This window comes from Seongchinamella sediminis (assembly GCF_003457605.1).
Taxonomy (GTDB): domain Bacteria; phylum Pseudomonadota; class Gammaproteobacteria; order Pseudomonadales; family Halieaceae; genus Halioglobus; species Halioglobus sediminis.
Window position 1 is genome coordinate 58202 of sequence record NZ_QRAN01000011.1, and the last position, 16609, is coordinate 74810.

14 protein-coding genes are annotated in these 16609 nt (G+C 62.3%); 7 read left to right on the forward strand and 7 right to left on the reverse strand.

Going from position 1 to position 16609, the window contains the following annotated elements:
• Nucleotides 1-124: 124 nt before the first annotated feature.
• From DWB85_RS11410 to DWB85_RS11425, 4 genes are read left to right on the forward strand one after another with little or no spacing between them, the layout of a single operon-like run.
• On the forward strand, nucleotides 125-1144 hold the full coding sequence (locus tag DWB85_RS11410; protein ID WP_117954665.1) for a phosphotransferase family protein: 1020 nt from the start codon (nucleotides 125-127) through the stop codon (nucleotides 1142-1144).
• A 58-nt stretch (nucleotides 1145-1202) separates the two neighbouring features.
• Entirely contained in the window at nucleotides 1203-1973 is a 771-nt protein-coding gene (locus DWB85_RS11415) for a crotonase/enoyl-CoA hydratase family protein (RefSeq protein ID WP_117954667.1), read from the forward strand.
• Nucleotides 1974-1983: 10 nt separating this feature from the next.
• Nucleotides 1984-3219: an acetyl-CoA C-acetyltransferase gene (locus DWB85_RS11420; protein ID WP_117954669.1), complete on the forward strand. Its 1236-nt coding sequence runs from the start codon at nucleotides 1984-1986 to the stop codon at nucleotides 3217-3219.
• A gap of 8 nt (nucleotides 3220-3227) precedes the next feature.
• Nucleotides 3228-4097: an alpha/beta fold hydrolase gene (locus tag DWB85_RS11425; protein ID WP_117954671.1), complete on the forward strand. Its 870-nt coding sequence runs from the start codon at nucleotides 3228-3230 to the stop codon at nucleotides 4095-4097.
• A 121-nt stretch (nucleotides 4098-4218) separates the two neighbouring features.
• Here the strand turns inward: DWB85_RS11425 and DWB85_RS11430 are convergent, their stop codons facing one another.
• The 3 genes from DWB85_RS11430 to DWB85_RS11440 are packed head-to-tail and all read right to left on the reverse strand — an operon-like array spanning nucleotide 4219 to nucleotide 8433.
• Nucleotides 4219-6276: a molybdopterin-containing oxidoreductase family protein gene (locus tag DWB85_RS11430; RefSeq protein ID WP_117954673.1), complete on the reverse strand. Its 2058-nt coding sequence runs from the start codon at nucleotides 6274-6276 to the stop codon at nucleotides 4219-4221.
• Nucleotides 6273-7145, reverse strand: a complete 873-nt coding sequence (gene purU / locus DWB85_RS11435; RefSeq protein ID WP_117954675.1) for a formyltetrahydrofolate deformylase — start codon at nucleotides 7143-7145, stop codon at nucleotides 6273-6275. Before purU ends, DWB85_RS11430 begins: the two co-directional genes overlap by 4 nt.
• Nucleotides 7138-8433: an aromatic ring-hydroxylating oxygenase subunit alpha gene (locus tag DWB85_RS11440; protein ID WP_239017299.1), complete on the reverse strand. Its 1296-nt coding sequence runs from the start codon at nucleotides 8431-8433 to the stop codon at nucleotides 7138-7140. The genes purU and DWB85_RS11440 overlap by 8 nt, the downstream gene beginning before the upstream one ends.
• A gap of 162 nt (nucleotides 8434-8595) precedes the next feature.
• Here DWB85_RS11440 and DWB85_RS11445 point away from each other — a divergent pair, with 162 nt between their 5' ends.
• Complete coding sequence (locus DWB85_RS11445) at nucleotides 8596-10149, forward strand: long-chain-fatty-acid--CoA ligase (protein WP_117954677.1); 1554 nt, start codon at nucleotides 8596-8598, stop codon at nucleotides 10147-10149.
• A gap of 9 nt (nucleotides 10150-10158) precedes the next feature.
• Here DWB85_RS11445 and DWB85_RS11450 read toward each other — a convergent pair whose 3' ends face one another.
• The 4 genes from DWB85_RS11450 to DWB85_RS11465 form a co-directional block, all read right to left on the reverse strand.
• Nucleotides 10159-10587 carry a CBS domain-containing protein gene (locus tag DWB85_RS11450; RefSeq protein WP_239017300.1) on the reverse strand — a complete coding sequence of 143 codons (429 nt, stop codon included), beginning with the start codon at nucleotides 10585-10587 and terminating at the stop codon, nucleotides 10159-10161.
• 93 nt (nucleotides 10588-10680) lie between these two features.
• A complete protein-coding gene (locus tag DWB85_RS11455) occupies nucleotides 10681-12375 on the reverse strand; it encodes a DUF3336 domain-containing protein (RefSeq protein ID WP_117954845.1) in 1695 nt (564 codons plus the stop codon).
• A 144-nt stretch (nucleotides 12376-12519) separates the two neighbouring features.
• Nucleotides 12520-14070 (reverse strand): acyl-CoA synthetase, encoded by a 1551-nt coding sequence (locus DWB85_RS11460; protein ID WP_117954679.1) that lies wholly within the window; start codon nucleotides 14068-14070, stop codon nucleotides 12520-12522.
• 69 nt (nucleotides 14071-14139) lie between these two features.
• Nucleotides 14140-14979: an acyl-CoA thioesterase gene (locus tag DWB85_RS11465; RefSeq protein WP_162846092.1), complete on the reverse strand. Its 840-nt coding sequence runs from the start codon at nucleotides 14977-14979 to the stop codon at nucleotides 14140-14142.
• Nucleotides 14980-15074: 95 nt separating this feature from the next.
• Here DWB85_RS11465 and DWB85_RS11470 point away from each other — a divergent pair, with 95 nt between their 5' ends.
• Entirely contained in the window at nucleotides 15075-15860 is a 786-nt protein-coding gene (locus DWB85_RS11470) for a putative hydro-lyase (RefSeq protein WP_117954683.1), read from the forward strand.
• Nucleotides 15861-15875: 15 nt separating this feature from the next.
• Entirely contained in the window at nucleotides 15876-16607 is a 732-nt protein-coding gene (locus DWB85_RS11475) for a 5-oxoprolinase subunit PxpA (RefSeq protein ID WP_117954686.1), read from the forward strand.
• Nucleotides 16608-16609 lie beyond the last annotated feature (2 nt).

A 16609-nucleotide genomic window follows, 5' to 3' on the forward strand; every position in this document is an offset into this window, starting at 1 on the left:
ACAGACTGTCACCTATGGTCTACTTTTTTGTTGTTCTGCGTCATTGGCAGTCAACCGGGCAGGCCACAGACTTTGCCCCCGTTATGTCCCGTCCGCGACAATTCCATACAAATACAGAGAAAATATGACCGCACAAGATTTCGATACCGCCAGGCTGGGTGAATACCTGGCAGCATATCTGCCCGGGCTTAGCGGCCCGATCAGCGCAGAAAAATTCCCCGGTGGCCAGTCCAATCCCACCTTCAAGCTGACCGCGGGCGACCAGAGTTGGGTGCTGCGCCGGAAGCCACCGGGCGAGCTGTTGAAATCAGCGCACGCGGTTGACCGCGAGTACCGGGTCATCAGCGCCCTGCAGGACACGCCGGTGCCGGTACCCCGCACGTATGTGCTGTGTGAAGACGAGTCCGTGATCGGCTCCATGTTTTACGTGATGGAATACCTGGAAGGGAGAATCCTGTGGGACCCCACCGTACCCGAGGCGGCCAGTAACGAGGAGCGCGCGGCTATTTTTGACAGCATGAACGCCACTATGGCTGCCCTGCACAACGTCGATGTCGATGCGGTGGGCCTGTCCGACTACGGCAAGCCAGGCAATTATTTCGAGCGCCAGGTGGGGCGCTGGAGCAAGCAGTACCGGGCCTCGCAAACCCGCGAGATCCCGGAAATGGAGCGACTGGTGGACTACCTGGTCGCCAATATGCCGGAAGATGACGGCCAGGTCAGCCTGGTACACGGTGACTACAGACTGGACAACCTCATGTTCCACGCCACCGAGCCGCGGGCAATCGCCGTGCTCGACTGGGAACTGTCCACGCTGGGCAATCCGCTGGCGGACCTGGCCAACCAGTGCATGGCCTGGATGCTGCCCCGCGATGCGGGCATCTCCGGCATGAAGGGCGTTGACCGCCGGTCGCTGGGTATCCCCAGCGATGAGGAATACATCGCCCGCTACTGCGAGCGCACCGGCCGCAAAGGTATCGACAACTGGAACTTCTATATTATTTTCTCCATGTTCCGCCTCGCTGCCATTGTGCAGGGCGTGGCCAAGCGGGCGGAAATGGGCAACGCCTCCAGCGCCGAGGCCAGCTCCCGTGGCGAGCTGGTAGTGCCGCTGGCCCAGACCGCGGTGGCAATGATCGACTGACTGATTTTCAACCCTGAAAACCCGATGACCGGGGCAACTCATTTGCGGAGACAACAGCATGACTGACGAACAGCTGGTACTGGTAGACGTTGACGACGGTGTCATGACCATCACCATCAACCGCCCGAAGGCAAAAAACGCGGTGAATCTTGCGGTGGCCGAGGGAATGGCGGCAGCACTGGAAGAACTGGATAGCAATGACGATATCCGGGTGGCGATTCTGACCGGCGCCGGCGGCACCTTTTGCGCCGGCATGGACCTGAAAGCCTTTGTCACCGGCGAATTGCCGGTGATTCCGGGGCGCGGTTTCGGCGGCCTGACAGAAAAGTCACCGCAAAAACCCCTGATCGCTGCGGTGGAAGGCTTCGCCCTGGCCGGCGGGCTTGAGCTGATGATTTCCTGTGACCTGATTGTCGCCGCCGAGGATGCCCAGTTCGGCATCACCGAGGTCAAGCGTGGCCTGGTGGCCGGTGCCGGCGGTCTGATGAAGCTGCCGCGCCAGATCCCGCCTCGCCTGGCCATGGAAATGGCCCTGCTCGGCGACTTCTCCGATGCCCAGCGGGTGCTGGACATGGGCCTGATCAACCGTGTGGTAGCCAAGGGTGAAGCGCTCGAGGCCGCCCGCGAACTGGCGGCGAAAATCGCCGCTAATGGTCCCCTGGCGGTGCGGGTCAGCAAACAGATCATGCTGGAGCAGGAAGACTGGTCCAGCGAGGAAATGTGGGCCAAACAGCAGGAACTGGCCAACCCGGTCTTCACCAGCGAGGACGCCATCGAGGGCGCCACAGCATTCGCGGAGAAACGCGCGCCCAACTGGAAAGGTAAATAAGGAACCGATGATGAGAGACGCATGGATTATTGATGCCTGCCGCACCCCCCGCGGCATTGGCAAGAAAGGCAAGGGCGCGCTGGCCGGGCAGCACCCGCAGCACCTGGGCGCGGTAGTACTGGGCGCCCTGCGCGACCGCAATGACATCAACACCGCCGAGGTCGGCGACATTATTTTCGGTACCAGTTCCCAGCGCGGTCGCCAGTCCGGCGACCTGGCCCGCATGGCGGCGCTGGAAGCTGGCTACGACATCACTTCATCCGCCATGACCCTGGATCGCTTCTGCGGCTCCGGCATCACCTCGGTCAATCTGGCGGCGATGAACATCATGTCCGGTACAGAAGACGTAGTGATTGGTGGCGGCGCCGAAATGATGTCCACCTACGGCGAGGAAGGCGCTACACCCTCCATGTTGATGGACAATGGCAACCTGAAACTGCGTGCCATGCATCCCCAGCCGCACCAGGGCGTCTGTGCCGATGCCATCGCCACTATCGAGGGCATCAGCCGTGAGGACCTGGACAGGCAGGCCTATGAAACCCAGCAAAAAGCCGCCAGGGCGATTGCCGAGGGCCGTTTCGACAAGAGCCTGGTGCCGGTACACGATATCGACGGCAACCTGGTGCTGGACAAGGAGGAGTTCCCCCGTCCCCAGACCACCCTGGAAGGCCTCGCCGAGCTGCAGCCTTCCTTCGCGGCCGTCGCCGACTACCCCCTGGACGAGAGCGGCCTGACCTTCCGCAAACTGCTCAACCAGAAATATCCGGACGTTGAAATCCAGCACATGCACCACGCCGGCAACTCATCCGGTGTTGTCGATGGCGCCGGCGCCATCCTGCTGTCCTCTCCCGACTACGCCAGGGCCCAGGGCTGGAAGCCCCGCGCCCGCATCGTCGCCATGGCCAACCAGGGCGACTGCCCTACCCTGATGCTCAACGCGCCAGTACCGGCAGCTCGCAAGGTGCTGGCCAGGGCTGGCTTGGGAGTCGACGATATCGATGTATGGGAGATCAACGAGGCCTTTGCCGTGGTATCAGAGAAATTCATGCGCGACCTGGGTATGGACCGCAGCAAGGTGAACGTCAACGGTGGCGCCATGGCCCTGGGCCACCCTATCGGCGCTACCGGTTCGCTGCTTATCAACACCGCGCTGGACGAACTGGAACGCCAGGACAAGCAGTTCGGCCTGGTCACCATGTGCGCCGCCGGCGGCATGGCGCCGGCAATCATCATCGAGCGGATCTGATCTAATCGATGCTGGATACACGCGAGTATCATCTCGATATAGGCGATGTGGAACTGGCGGTAGTGGAGTGGCCGGGTGAAGGTGACCCGGTGCTGTTACTCCACGCAACCGGGTTCCACAGCCGCTGCTGGAACCAGGTCGTTACCCGGCTTCCCGGCCGCCACATCTACGCGGTAGACCTGCGCTACCACGGCCGCAGCGGCAGTCTGGGCCAGGTGGACTGGAATGTCCTGGCCGCGGATATCAGCGCCCTGGTGCAGCGGCTGGACCTGCGCAACACCATCGGCGTGGGGCACTCTGTTGGCGGCTACCTGCTGGCTCGCGCCGCGGTGGCCAACCTAAACAGGTTCCGGCACGCCATTCTCATCGATCCGGTTATCACCTCGCCGGAGTTCTATCAGTTGGCGCAGCGCACCGCTGCCGACATGGGCGCCAGTGATCATCCTGTGGCGCGGCGCAAAAACCGGTGGCAGGATGCCGATGAAATGTTCCGCCACTTCCAGGACCGCAGCCCGTTCCGCAGTTGGCAACCCGAGGTGCTCAGGGACTACTGCGACTACGCCCTGCACCCGGCTGACGAGGCAGGTTACCGGCAACTGCTGTGCGACCCCTTGAACGAGGCTTCCGTCTACATCTCCCAGGCCTACAGCGATGCCGTACTGGGCGAACTGGAGAAACTGCGAATTCCGGTGACCCTGCTGCGGGCGAAGTACTCCGGGGAGCAACCCGGGGACTTTTCCGACTCACCCACCTGGCCGGCTATCGCCGGCATGCTGCCGGATTGCAGGGATGTTTACCTGCCAGAGCGCAGTCACTTCATCCCCATGGAAGACCCGGGATTGGTAGCAGGGTATATTGCCGAGGCGCTGGATGCCTGATTGTTTACCTGGTTGCCCCACCAGGTTTTTTCTTCCCCGGTGACTCCCCCCCAGCCCGCCGCTCCCTGGCGCTGGGCGCCCCAACAATAGTGGCGGCCAGCGGGGCCAGGTTCCCGGCTGATTAACCCCGGTCGGGGACCCGAGGTGCCTCGATATCGACCCGGCAGTCGTAGTAACAGGCGCCACCCGCGAGGTCGGCCTTGGCGCCGGGAATAAGCCCGTTAACCGTCATTCCGGTGACGGCATCGCGCATCCAGGCCCCCTTGGGCACGTACAGTGTGCCCCGGCGTATTCGCTCGCTGACCAATAGCGGCAGCTTGACGCTGCCCAGATCGTTAACCAGCCGTACCCACTGCCCGCCCTCGAGGCCGCGGTCGCTGGCGTCGCCGGGATTGATCGCCACCTGCAGGTCCGTATCCTGCCCGGAGATGCCGCCAAAGGTTGAGTTGATCCGCTGTTCCGAGGCCGGGGTGACCAGGACGAAGTCGCGCTCTCCCGACGGCGTCTGGTAGCGTGGCAGACCCATGCCGCAGGCCTGCTCCAGTTGCTCGCTATACAGTTCGATCCGGCCACTGGGGGTTGAAGGCTGCGCGCCCCGCAACAGGCTCGACGGCCGGGAGACGGCCATGTCGACGGACGAACCGGGCGGGATGGCGCCGGCTGACGCCACGCCGGGTCCCAGGGCTCCCGGGTTGATCGCCTGGTCCACCAACTGCTCGTCGGTATCGCGGAAACAGGGTTCATCAAAGCCGAAACGCGCCGCCAGACGGCGAAACAGCTCGGTGTTGGCGACGGCCTCTCCCTGCGGTGGCAACACCGGTACCGTGCTCTGCAGATACTGGTGGCCATAGGACTTGTACAGGTCGGCAATTTCCAGATGGCTCGCGGCTGGCAGAATAACATCGGCACAGCGCATGGTATCGGTCATGCTGATTTCCGAGCCCACCACAAACAGATCCTCGCTGGCCAGCGCGGCGTGCAGCCTGCCCTGATCGGGGTTCACCGCCAGCGGGTTGTGATTGTAGATAAACAGCGCCTTCAGCGGCAGCTCGTCACCGGGATTGAGGATGTGATCCGCCAGGTCCAGGGTGTTGAACTGGCGTACTGCCTCCCGCCGCAGGTCCGGGCGCGCCAGTTGCTCACGGTTGATCGGGAAGTAAGCGGAGACATCGCAGACACCGGCTCCAGGCAACCCTATATTGCCGCTCAGCGCCGGCAGGGCCAGCACCGCGCGCACGCCGGATCCACCGTTGCGGTTACGTTCGGGGGCCACCCCAAGGGATATCGCCGCCGGCGACAGTTCACACCACATGCGGGCGAACTCGGCGATATCTGCCGGATCGAGACCGCAGATGCTGGCGGCCTTCTGCAGGGAATAGCGGCTGGCCTCCTCGAGGAAGCGGTCGGCACCGTGTACATACCGGGCGATAAATTCCCGGTCCAGTCCACCCCGGCGCTGCATCTCGGCGGCCACGGCGTAGGCCAGCACCACGTCGGTACCCGGCATCAGGGCCAGGTGCAGGTCGGCCTCGTCGGCGATGCGAATTTTCTTCGGGTCGATCACCACCAGGCGGGCACCGCGTTTGCGCGCTGCGCGCAGCCGCTTGACCAGGTGCAGGTTGCAGGTCGTGATATTGTTACCCCAGACCACAATCAGCCTCGAGTGATCCAGTTCCTCGTAGGATATCCCGCTGGCATCGCCATAGACACTGTCCCAGGCGGCGCTGGACACCGCCGTGCAAAGCGGGGTGGTATCCACCCTGCTACTGCCCAGCCGGTTGAAAAACCGCTGGTCCATGGACCCGGCCGAGAGCAGGCCCATGGGCCCAGCGTAGGTGAGCCCGGCGATTGCCTGGGGGCCGTAGCGGTCGATAATGGCGCTAAACCGCCGGTGAATGGCATCCAGTGCCTCGGCCCAGCTGGCCTGGCGGTAGCCCCCCGCGCCCTTGGGCCCGTCGCGCAACAACGGGGTCAGCAAGCGGTCCGGGCCGTGTACCTGCCGCGGCAGCGCCCTGGCGACCTTGCTGCAGATCTTGCCCCGGGTGAACGGATTGGCGTTGCCGCCGCGAACTTTTGCCAGCCGCCCCCCGGCCACGTCCACTGACAGGCTGCAGGTATCGGCGCAGTCCAGCGGGCAAACAGCCTGCGCGGAACGCGCCGGCGATAACGGCTGGTTCACGGGTTAAACACCACGGTTTTGTTGCCGCGGATAATGACCCGGTCCTCCAGGTGATAGCGCAGACCGCGGGACAGGGCTGACCGTTCGACGTCCCGCCCCAGGCGGACCATGTCGTCCTTGTCGCAACTGTGGCTGACACGAATCACATCCTGCTCGATGATCGGCCCCTCATCGAGGTCTTCGGTGACATAGTGGCAGGTCGCGCCAATCAGCTTGACCCCGCGGTCGTAGGCCTTCTGGTAGGGGTTGGCGCCGATGAACGACGGCAGGAAGCTGTGGTGGATATTGATCAGGCGCCCGGCATAGTCCTGGCACAGAGCCGGGGGGATGATTTGCATGTAACGGGCGAGAACGATGGTATCGGCCTGGTAGCGCTCTATCAGCCCGCTGATCTCGGCGAAGGCCTCACCCTTGCCCTCGCGGGGAACGGGTACGTGGTGAAAGGGAATATCATGCCACTCGACCATGCTGCACAAATTATCGTGGTTGGATATCACACAGGGTATGCTGCAATTGAGTTCGCCGCTCTTCCAGCGATGCAGCAGGTCGGCCAGGCAGTGGGAGGCATGGCTGGCCATAATAACGACTCCCCGCGGTGAACTGTTATCGCGCAGGTACCAGTCCATGGCAAAGCGTTCCGCCAGCGGCGCAAACTCGTCACAGAAAGTCTGCTGGTCGACCGCCAGGGTATGGCCATCGATGACATTGCGCAGGAAAAACCAGCCCTGGTCGATATCGGTGTGCTGGTTGGACTCCAGCAGGGAGCCGCCACGCTCGGCGATAAACTGGCAGACAGCAGCGACAATGCCGACCTCGTCAGGGCAGGACACGATCAGGGTCAGGCTGGATTTACTGGGGCTTTCACTCATGGGGGGTCCGGGGGTTGGGGTCCCTGGTGCAGGACGGAAACAGGCTGTCCTGCATGCACTTCAGGTACCAGTCGATAAACAGCTGTAGAGTGTACTCGAATTCGGGGTGGTAGGGGCCGGGGATGAAAAACCGGGAATTCACCCCCTCGCTGTTGCGCGAAATAATATATTCATCCTCCAGCGTTGTCCGGTGCCACAGCCAGGTCAAGCTGTCGCGATCGTAGTCGACGCCCTCCTCGGCATCACCGTTCACCAACCACACCAGCTCCATATCGGTGCGGGTAAGGCCCCGCGGCAGGAAGCGGTAGAGGACGCAGTAATCGGGGTAATTAAGCATAAAGCCCAGCGGTCCCAGCTGGTGGTCGCCGCAGCCGCCATCATAGCCCTTAATCTTGCCCATTAGCGGCGCAACCGGCTGGCCGTCCTCGCTGCCCGTGAGATAGCCATCGTAAAGCGCGTAGCGACTGGCCTGGACACAGGCGCCGAAACTCTCTGCATCACCGTAAATGGCCCGGTATTCCTCGGCCATGCCCTCAACACCGGTCACTCGCTCGCTGCGCTCGCGCATGGCCCGGACCCGCTCGCGGGTATTGCAGTCGAGGTCCTTGAGTGTGTGCATGCGGGCGTAGGCACGGTGGGAAGTGGCGCAGTGATAGCACTCGAGGTAGTTCTCCAGTACCAGTTTCCAGTTGGCATCAATGGGGTAGGTTTGCCGGTGGGCAACCCTGGCACTGGCCAGATCGTAGGCGCCCAGTTGCCGCTCCAGTTTGCGCAAGGGGCCGAGAAAGTCGCCGGCGCTGGCATCGCAATTGACGAATACCAGGCCCTGATAGACCACGCAGCGCGCCCTGCGCAGACCATAGTCAGCCTTGTCAAAGCCGGTCTTCATTTCCATATGGCGGGCGGCCCGCAGATCGCCATTCCTTGCATAGACCCAGCCGTGATAGGGGCACACGAAAGTACTGCGATTACCGCTGCGCTCCTGACACAGGCGGGCGCCGCGGTGGCGACAGATATTCATCAGCGCATGGATCCCGCCCTCATCGTCACGACTGATGATAATCGAGTCTTCCCCCAGCGCGACCAGCTGGTAATCTCCCGGCCGGGGAATTTCAGAAACGTGGCAGGCGTAAATCCAGCTGCGGAGGACCAGGTGATCCAGTTCCCGCTGGTAAACCAGCGGCGAGCGGTAAAAATAGGCATCGATTGCCCGGCCGCGATTGGCCAGGGATTCCCGCAGCCTTTCGGCCATCCTGTCCACCGAGTCATCGGCATAACTGGCTGTCAACGTTCTGGTGCTCCCGGTGGCAAGACTATCAGGCCCGCGGCCAGCGCCGATATTACTACAGCCGGGGCCGCCGGACACGCTCTGGCACAAGGGTCAATTGACAAGCCCGGACCAGGCGCACAGACTTTCTGCCAGCTAAAATAACACTGGAAATCTGCCGCCATGCTTGTCCACCATTATCTCGAGTACTACGCACGCAACAGGCCGGAACTCCCCTGCCTGAGCCAGAACGGCCAGACCAGCAGCTACAGTGAGGTGAACCACTGCGCCAACCAGGCGGCGAATGGCCTGCGCGCACTGGGCATGGACCACGGCGACCGGGTGGCGATACTCGGGGAGAACAGCCTGGAGCATCTCATCCTGTTCATGGCTGCGAGCAAGATTGGCGCGGTCTGCGTCTCGCTGAACTACCGCCTGGCACCGGCCGAACTGGCATTTATCATCAACGACGCCAATGCCCGGGTACTGTTAGCCCTCGATGGCATGGCGGATTGCCTGGCGAGCTTGCAGTCGCAGCTAGCCGACGACATCACGGTCCTGGCAGACGGTGTTGCTACTGCCCGTAACTGGGGCCAGTGGCTGGCGCGCCAGGACAGCACCAGGCCCGGTGCCCAGCCGGCACCACAGCAGGCCTTGCTGCAGCTGTATACCAGCGGTACTACTGGCAATCCCAAGGGTGTAGTGATTTCACACTTCAACCTGCTGTCGCTGGTCACCATGAACAATACCGCCTCGCCGCACCGGCCTGATCCCGGCATGGCGACCATCACCTGTGCACCGATGTTTCATATCGGCGGCGCGGGATCCATCATCTACAATGTCTGCATGGGCATGCATACCCTGTTGCACCGGAGCTTTGACCCGGCCTTGGTTGTCGCCGATATGGAAAACCATCCGGTCTGCAATATTTTCATGGTCCCGGCGATGATCATGGCCTGCCTCCAGTTGCCGGACATCGAGCAGCGCGACTTCAGCCAGCTGCGGCAAATATTCTATGGCGCCTCGCCCATATCCGAGTCCGTGTTGCGCCGGGCGCTGGCGGTCTTCCAGTGCGACTTTGTGCAGATGTACGGCATGACCGAGACCACCGGTACCGTGATCAACCTGTCGGCGGATGATCACCGGGCGGCGCTGGACGGGCGCCCGGAACTGCTGCGCTCCTGTGGCCGCAGTTCCGTCGGCGCCGAGGCGAAAGTGGTGGACGCCGCGGGCGCCGAACTGCCGCCGGGGGAAATCGGCGAAATCTGGCTCAAGTCAGACACCAACATGCTGGCGTATTACAACCTCCCGGAAGCTACCGCGGCCAACCTTACCGATGGCTGGGTACATACCGGTGACGCCGGCTACATGGACGAAGAGGGCTACCTTTTTCTCAAGGACCGGATAAAGGACATGGTGGTCAGCGGCGGCGAAAACATCTACCCGGTTGAAGTCGAAAACGCGCTCGCCATGCACCCGGCCGTTGCCGACGTGGCGGTCATCGGGGTGCCCAATGAACGCTTCGGGGAAGCGTTGCTCGCCTTTGTCGTCGTCGAGCCCGGCGCGGCGCTGGCGCTCGACGACATGGTTGATTTTTGCCGTGACAAAATTGCCGGTTACAAAATTCCCCGGCAGCTGCAGCTTGTCGATGAACTGCCGCGCAACCCCTCGGGCAAAATTCTCAAGAAGGTTCTGCGCGAGCCCTACTGGCCGAGTAGCGATCGCTCTATCGGCTGATCCTGGCGCTTACTTGCGGGTCTTGTACAGTTTGCGCCTGGAATGCTCCATCAGCGCCCAGAGAATATTACTGGAACTGACCTGTCCTACCAGTTTGCCGTTTTCCAGCACCGGCCGACGCCGCTGCCGGGTATCAAGCATGGCCTGGGCCACCTCGACAATACCGTCGCCGGGGGCGCAGGTGGCAAGATCTGTGCTCATGAACTGCCGGACCAGGACGCCTTCCGGGTCACCCTCGTTATACAGGGCCGTCAAGACGCCCTGTATGCAGTCCAGCTCGGACAGCACACCCACCGCGTTGCCGTCGTCATCCGTTACGGTCAGCCCGGTAAGCTTGTATTCAACAATGGTTTCAATCGCCTGCACCAGGTTGGCATCCATGCGGATGGTCAACGGGTTGCGGCGCATGCAGTCGCTGATCGTATTGGGGGCGGGCATGACGTGGGCTCCTTGTGTTGCTGCCGGACCTAACTATAGCAGACTGGCGCCCGCCAGGAAGCAGCCCGGCCACGCCCCCCGGAATCGCCGGACTCAGGCGGCCCTGCTCGGGGAGGAATCGTCCTTGCGTGAAGCGCCGCCACGGGCGGCAGGCTTTTTCCGCGTTGCCTTGCTGCGGGCGCTGGTTTTGCGCGCCGGCGCGGACTCCACCCGGTGCTCGCGCAATGCCTGACGATCGGCGCGGGTGGGTGGCGGGCGGCGCCGGGACATGCGCGGGCGCTTGTACTTCGCTGCGTCCGGTCGCAGGTCGCCGGTTTCAAAGCGCTGCAGGATTTTCTCCATGGTGCGGCTGATCAGGGTGCAAAGACGAATGGTTTCCACCTGCGGATAGGCGGTGCGCTCCCCCTCCTGCATCAGCTCGACCAAATCGTTTTGTGACAGGTGAGACAACAGCTTTGCCGGGTTATACCAGCGGAAACTCGGCACAATATTGATATCGCCGCTGTACTCCTGGTCCATCAGGGCGTGCACAGTGTTCATCGCCATGTTGAAGCGGGGCCAGTTGTCTCCCTGCTCTTGCACCATACCGCGGTAGAGGTTGAGCAACTCGCGGCCGACGCCGGCACCGAAACCGCTGAGCGACCGGGCCAGGGCACTGCGCTCACCCTCGGTATCGATAAAGGGCGTGGCGATGGGGTTAACCATGCTCACAATGTAGTGGTTGGTACTGTACAGCCGGGACAGCCGCTTGGCCGGCAAGTCGTCGGCAATGGAGCCGTCTACCCACTTGCGGGTAGGCAGGTAGGGCTGGGCCTCGCCGTGCACGTTTTTTGCCATCAGCATGACGGGCGGGAACACCCCCGGGACGGCGCAGGACGCCATAACGGCAGAGCGCACAAAAACGTTGGGCGAGGTAATGGCATTGAGCAGGCGCGACCGCTGGTGGGGCTCGGCCGGGGCCACGGTGATACTGATCTGGCGGCCGGTCTTCTCATAGGCCTCCTGGAAGGTCATTTCCGGAATCATGCGGGCGATCAGGTTCTCCAGGTCTCCCACGTCAATCTGCGGATTGGCGCCGAAAAACATCCGCGAAAACGCGTTGGCCTCACGCTCGGCCTCAAAATGCACGTTGGCGGGCTCGTAGAAGTGCTCGAGTTCCTTGTCCGTATGGGTACCAACCACCCCCGCCACCAGGGATCCGGCACTGGAGCCGGAGATGACCCGCGGCAGCAGGCCCTGTTCAAGCAGGGTTTTAACCACCCCCAGGTGATAGAAACCGAGTACACCACCACCGCTCAGCATCAGCGCCGAACGGCCAAAGCAGATATTGGCGCGGTAGAAAAAGTCCAGCTTGTCCTGCACATCGATGACATCCGCCGGCAGTTCGGCCAGGTAGCGCAGGGAGTCATCGATTTCGTCGATATACTGCTCGATCAGGCGCTTGGTGCCGAAGTTGGCCCGGCGGTAAAGGGTGGCCCTGCCCATGCCGCCCATATTGCCGTGGATACCCTCATTGAGAGTAAAAAGCAGGCCCTGGAAGTCCTGCCGGGCCCGCAGGCTGCGCAGCCGGTCCAGGCGCAGGCGAATCTGGGCGAAGTCATACTTTCGGGTCTGATCGACCTCACGCCAGCGCCTGGCGCCGCTCAGTTCGTCGTGCTCGATAGCAGTTGCCCGCCACTCGTCGTAGCTGGTGGCCTTGTCCATCTGCTTCTGCAGCCGCTTGAGCTTGCTCGATTTTCTCACGGAGATACCTCGCTGGTAACGCTTCAACAGGTTGCGTCTGGACATAGCATAAAGCAAATTGTAGGCAGCGAACACATTGTAATTTGATCGCCGTCAAGCGCTCCTGCTTTTGCCGTCCCCGCTCTCCGCTCCGGCAGTATCTGGCCGCGCGAGCCTGGCAGCCAGCGCGGCGGGCAATCCGCAGCCAGGCTAGTCCCTGCTGTCGTCCGAGCGGGTGCCGCCCTTGTATTCGTCCATGAGGTGACGTTTGTAAAGCTTGCCGTTGTCCAGCCGCGGCAGGCTGGGGTGGAAGTCCAGGGCCTTGGGCAGCTTGACGTGTGACAGCCGCTCCCGCAGCCACTCCATGATCTCGAATGCGGTCTCGTCGGTTGCGTCCGCCCAGTTCATCGGTTGCACCACCGCCTGCACCTTCTCCCCGAACTCATCGCAGGGCAGGCCGAAAACCGCCACGTCCGCCACTTTTTCGTGGGTAATCAGCAGGTTCTCGATTTCCTGGGGATAGATATTGACGCCCCCGGAAATAATCATGAAATGCTTGCGATCGGTAAGATAGAGAAACCCGTCTTCGTCCACGTAACCCACGTCACCGGTGGTCGCCCAGCCCCTGTCGTTGTAGGCGCCCGCGGTTTTCTCTTCTTCCCCATGGTAGTGAAAGACCGCCTGGTCACCGCTGAAATACACAGTCCCGGTCTCTCCGGGGGGCAGCTCATTGCCCTCCTCGTCGAGGATGTGGATCTGGCCGGATACGGCAGGTCCCACCGAGCCCTTGTGGGTCAGCCAGGCCGCGGAATCGATCAGGGTGGCGCCAATGCCTTCACTGGCCGCGTAGTACTCGACAATGACCGGCCCCCACCAGTCGATCATCTGCTGCTTGACTTCGATCGGACAGGGCGCCGCCGCGTGAATGGCGAACTGCATGGTACTGACATCGTAGCGCTCCCGGACCTCCTGGGGCAGCTTGAGCATGCGGATAAACATGATGGGGACCCACTGGCTGTGGGTGACCCGGTGTTCCTCGATCAGGGCCAGCGCCGCCTCCGGATCGAATTTCTCCATGATCACACTGGTGCCACCCTGGTACAGGGTCATCATGTTGTAGTGCAGCGGCGCCGCGTGATACAGCGGTGCCGGTGACAGGTAAACCGTCTCCTCGCCAAAGCCGAACAACTGCCCCAGGGCCGTGGCCATTGGCGGCGTGTTGACATCGTCGTCCGCCGGCGGCACCAGCACACCTTTGGGCTGGCCGGTGGTGCCAGAGGAATAGAGCATGGGAACACCGTTTTTCTCATCGTCGACCGGCGTTTCCGGCTGCTCCACGAGGGCTTCCTCCCAGGACTCGAACCCTTCCGCTATGCCCCCGACCATATAGAAAAACTCCACGTCGCCGGCAGCCTCACGGGCACCGAGGGCGGTGTCCTCAAGTTTATGCGAACCGATGAACAGCCTGGCCCCGCAGTTAGCGAGGATATAGGCGACCTCACTCTGCTTTAAATGGGTGGCAATCGGCGTGAAAATGATCCCGGCGCGCTGGGCTGCCCAGCAGATTTCCATAAAGCGCGCGTTGTTCTCCATCAGCATTGCGATGTGGTCCCCCGCCCGCAGACCCAGCGAGCGGAACAACTGGGCGCCCTGGTTGGAACGCTCGTCCAGTTGCCGGTAGGTCACCATTTCACCGGAGGCGCCGATGATGATTGCGGGCTTGTGGGGGTATGTTTCGGCAGTCTTACTGGGGTGCGGCATTGGCGGCTCCTGCGGCGATGATAACTATCCCTGCGACACTAAAGGGTCTTGACCGGCAACGCAACTGGCTCAGCGCTTGCGCATCAGGCCCTGCTGCATCACCGTGGCCACGTGTATTCCCGCACGCGTGTAAAAGCGCCCACGGACCAGAGTTCGACCCCCGCTATTGCGTTCAAGTTCCGCGCTATGAAGCAACCACTGGTCCGCCCGAAAATCAGCGTGGAACCAGATAGCGTGGTCAAGGCTGGCCACCTGCAGATCCCTGTCGCGATAAGTGCGGCCATGCTGGATCAGGCCTGCATCCAGCAGCATCGTGTCGGAACAATAGGTGAGGATACTGCGGTGCAGCGATGGGTCGTCAGCCAGCGCGCCGGCGGTCCTGATCCAGCTTTGCAATTTGCCCTCGCGCTGCGCGGGGACCTCCCAGTCTATGGGGGACACCATGCGCACATCCAGGTCTTCGCCGGTGGTAATCATAAAGTTCTCATTCAGGTTGCCACTGGCCAGCGCGAGGGCGCGCTCCGAGGGCAACCCTTCCGGCCCACAGACAGCGGGCAGCGGCTCCTGGAAATCAAAACTCTCGTCGGGCAACTGGAAGGAAAGCGAACTGACCAGGATAGGGCGGTCGTCCTGGGAGGCGACTACCCGCCGTGAACTGAAACTGCCGCCATCGCGGGCGCGCTCCACCCGGTAGTGAATGGGCCGGTCGGTCTTGCCCTCACGCAGGAAATAGGCGTGCTGCGAGTGCACGGTGCGAAGCGGGTCAACGGTGTACTGGGCCGCGGACAGGGCCTGCGCCAGCACCTGGCCGCCGTATACCCGGAAGCCCTTCGGGTGCATGATAGTGCCGGCGAATTCGTCACCACCAAGGTCTTCCAGGGCGAGCACGTCCAGTAACTGTTGCAGCATAATCGGGGTCCAGACAGATAGTTCGGGTGCCGTCATTATCCAGATATCTGAATCTGTGCCAAACTTGCCTACCAGGCCTGAAATCGGTACTCCCTATGAACCAGCACAATTCACCGGCGATCTTGCGCCAGGCTGTACGCAGCGGCGAATTCAGCGGCAACACCTCGGGTTGCACGCCGGGCTTTGTCCAGTGCAACCTCACCATACTGCCTGCCGACTGGGCTAATGACTTCCTGCGCTTCTGCCTCGCCAACCCGCGGCCCTGCCCGCTGATCGCCAGCTCCAACCAACCCGGTGACACCGGCTTACCTCTTTTGGGGGATATTGACATACGCACCGATGTGCCAAGCTACCGGATCTTCCGCGATGGTGAACTCGCCGGGGAAGTGGCCGATATCCGCAGCCACTGGCGGGATGACCTCGTGGTCTTCGCCCTCGGTTGTTCCTTTTCCTTCGAGGAGGCACTGCTGGCCGATGGTCTTGAGGTGCGCAATGTCAGCGAGGGCGTGAACGTCCCCATGTATCGCACCAATATCGACTGTTCGCCGGCCGGCCCCTTCCAGGGCAAGATGGTGGTGAGCATGCGTCCATTCAGGGCCGCTGACGCAATACGCGCAGTGCAGATCTGCACCCGCTTTCCCTCGGTACACGGCGCGCCCATTCACCTGGGCGACCCTGGCCTGATCGGAATCGGCAATCTGGACCTACCGGATTACGGGGATGCTGTCACCATAAAGGAAAGCGAAATGCCCGTGTTCTGGGCCTGCGGGGTCACACCGCAGGTGGCGCTGGAGAAGGCCCGCCCTCCCTTCGCCATTACCCACAGTCCCGGGCATATGCTGGTGACGGATTTGCGCAACAGTCAACTGGCGGTGCTGTAAACAGGTGAGACAAGCATGCTTTTAAACTGTGATCTGGGCGAAAGCTACGGCAGCTGGACCATGGGTCTGGACGCCGAGGTCATGCCCCATATCGACCAGGCCAATATTGCCTGCGGCTTCCACGGCGGTGACCCCTTCACCATCGGCAACACCCTGGCCATGGCCGCCGAACACGGTGTCCAGGTTGGCGCCCACCCGGCCTACCCGGACCTGGTGGGTTTCGGACGCCGCTCGATGGCACTCAGCGAGGATGAGATCGTCGCCAGCATGCACTACCAGATCGCGGCCCTGGAAGGCATGGCGCGTACGGCGGGGCTGGTCCTGGGATACGTCAAACCCCACGGCGCGCTGTACAACGACATGATGGCGAAAAAGCCGATTCGGCGCGCCATCATGCGCGCCATGGCGGAGTATCACTGCCGGCTGCCACTGATGCTGCAGGCGACACCGGACGCGCAGAAGCACCGCGAGGAAGCCACCAGTCTGGGCCTGCAGCTGTTGTTTGAGGCCTTCGCCGACCGCTGTTATGACGACGATGGCAGACTGCTGTCCCGGCGCCGTCCGGGCGCCGTCCACAGCCGGGAGAAAATGCTGGCGCAGGTGGCGCAACTGGTCGCCGAGAGTACGGTGACAACCGTTAGCGGCCACCGGCTGGCGCTGTCGGTCGACACGCTGTGCGTTCACGGTGACAACCCGGAAGGGGTGCAGGCCATTCGCGAAATACGCGCACTGATCCAGGGAAACTGATC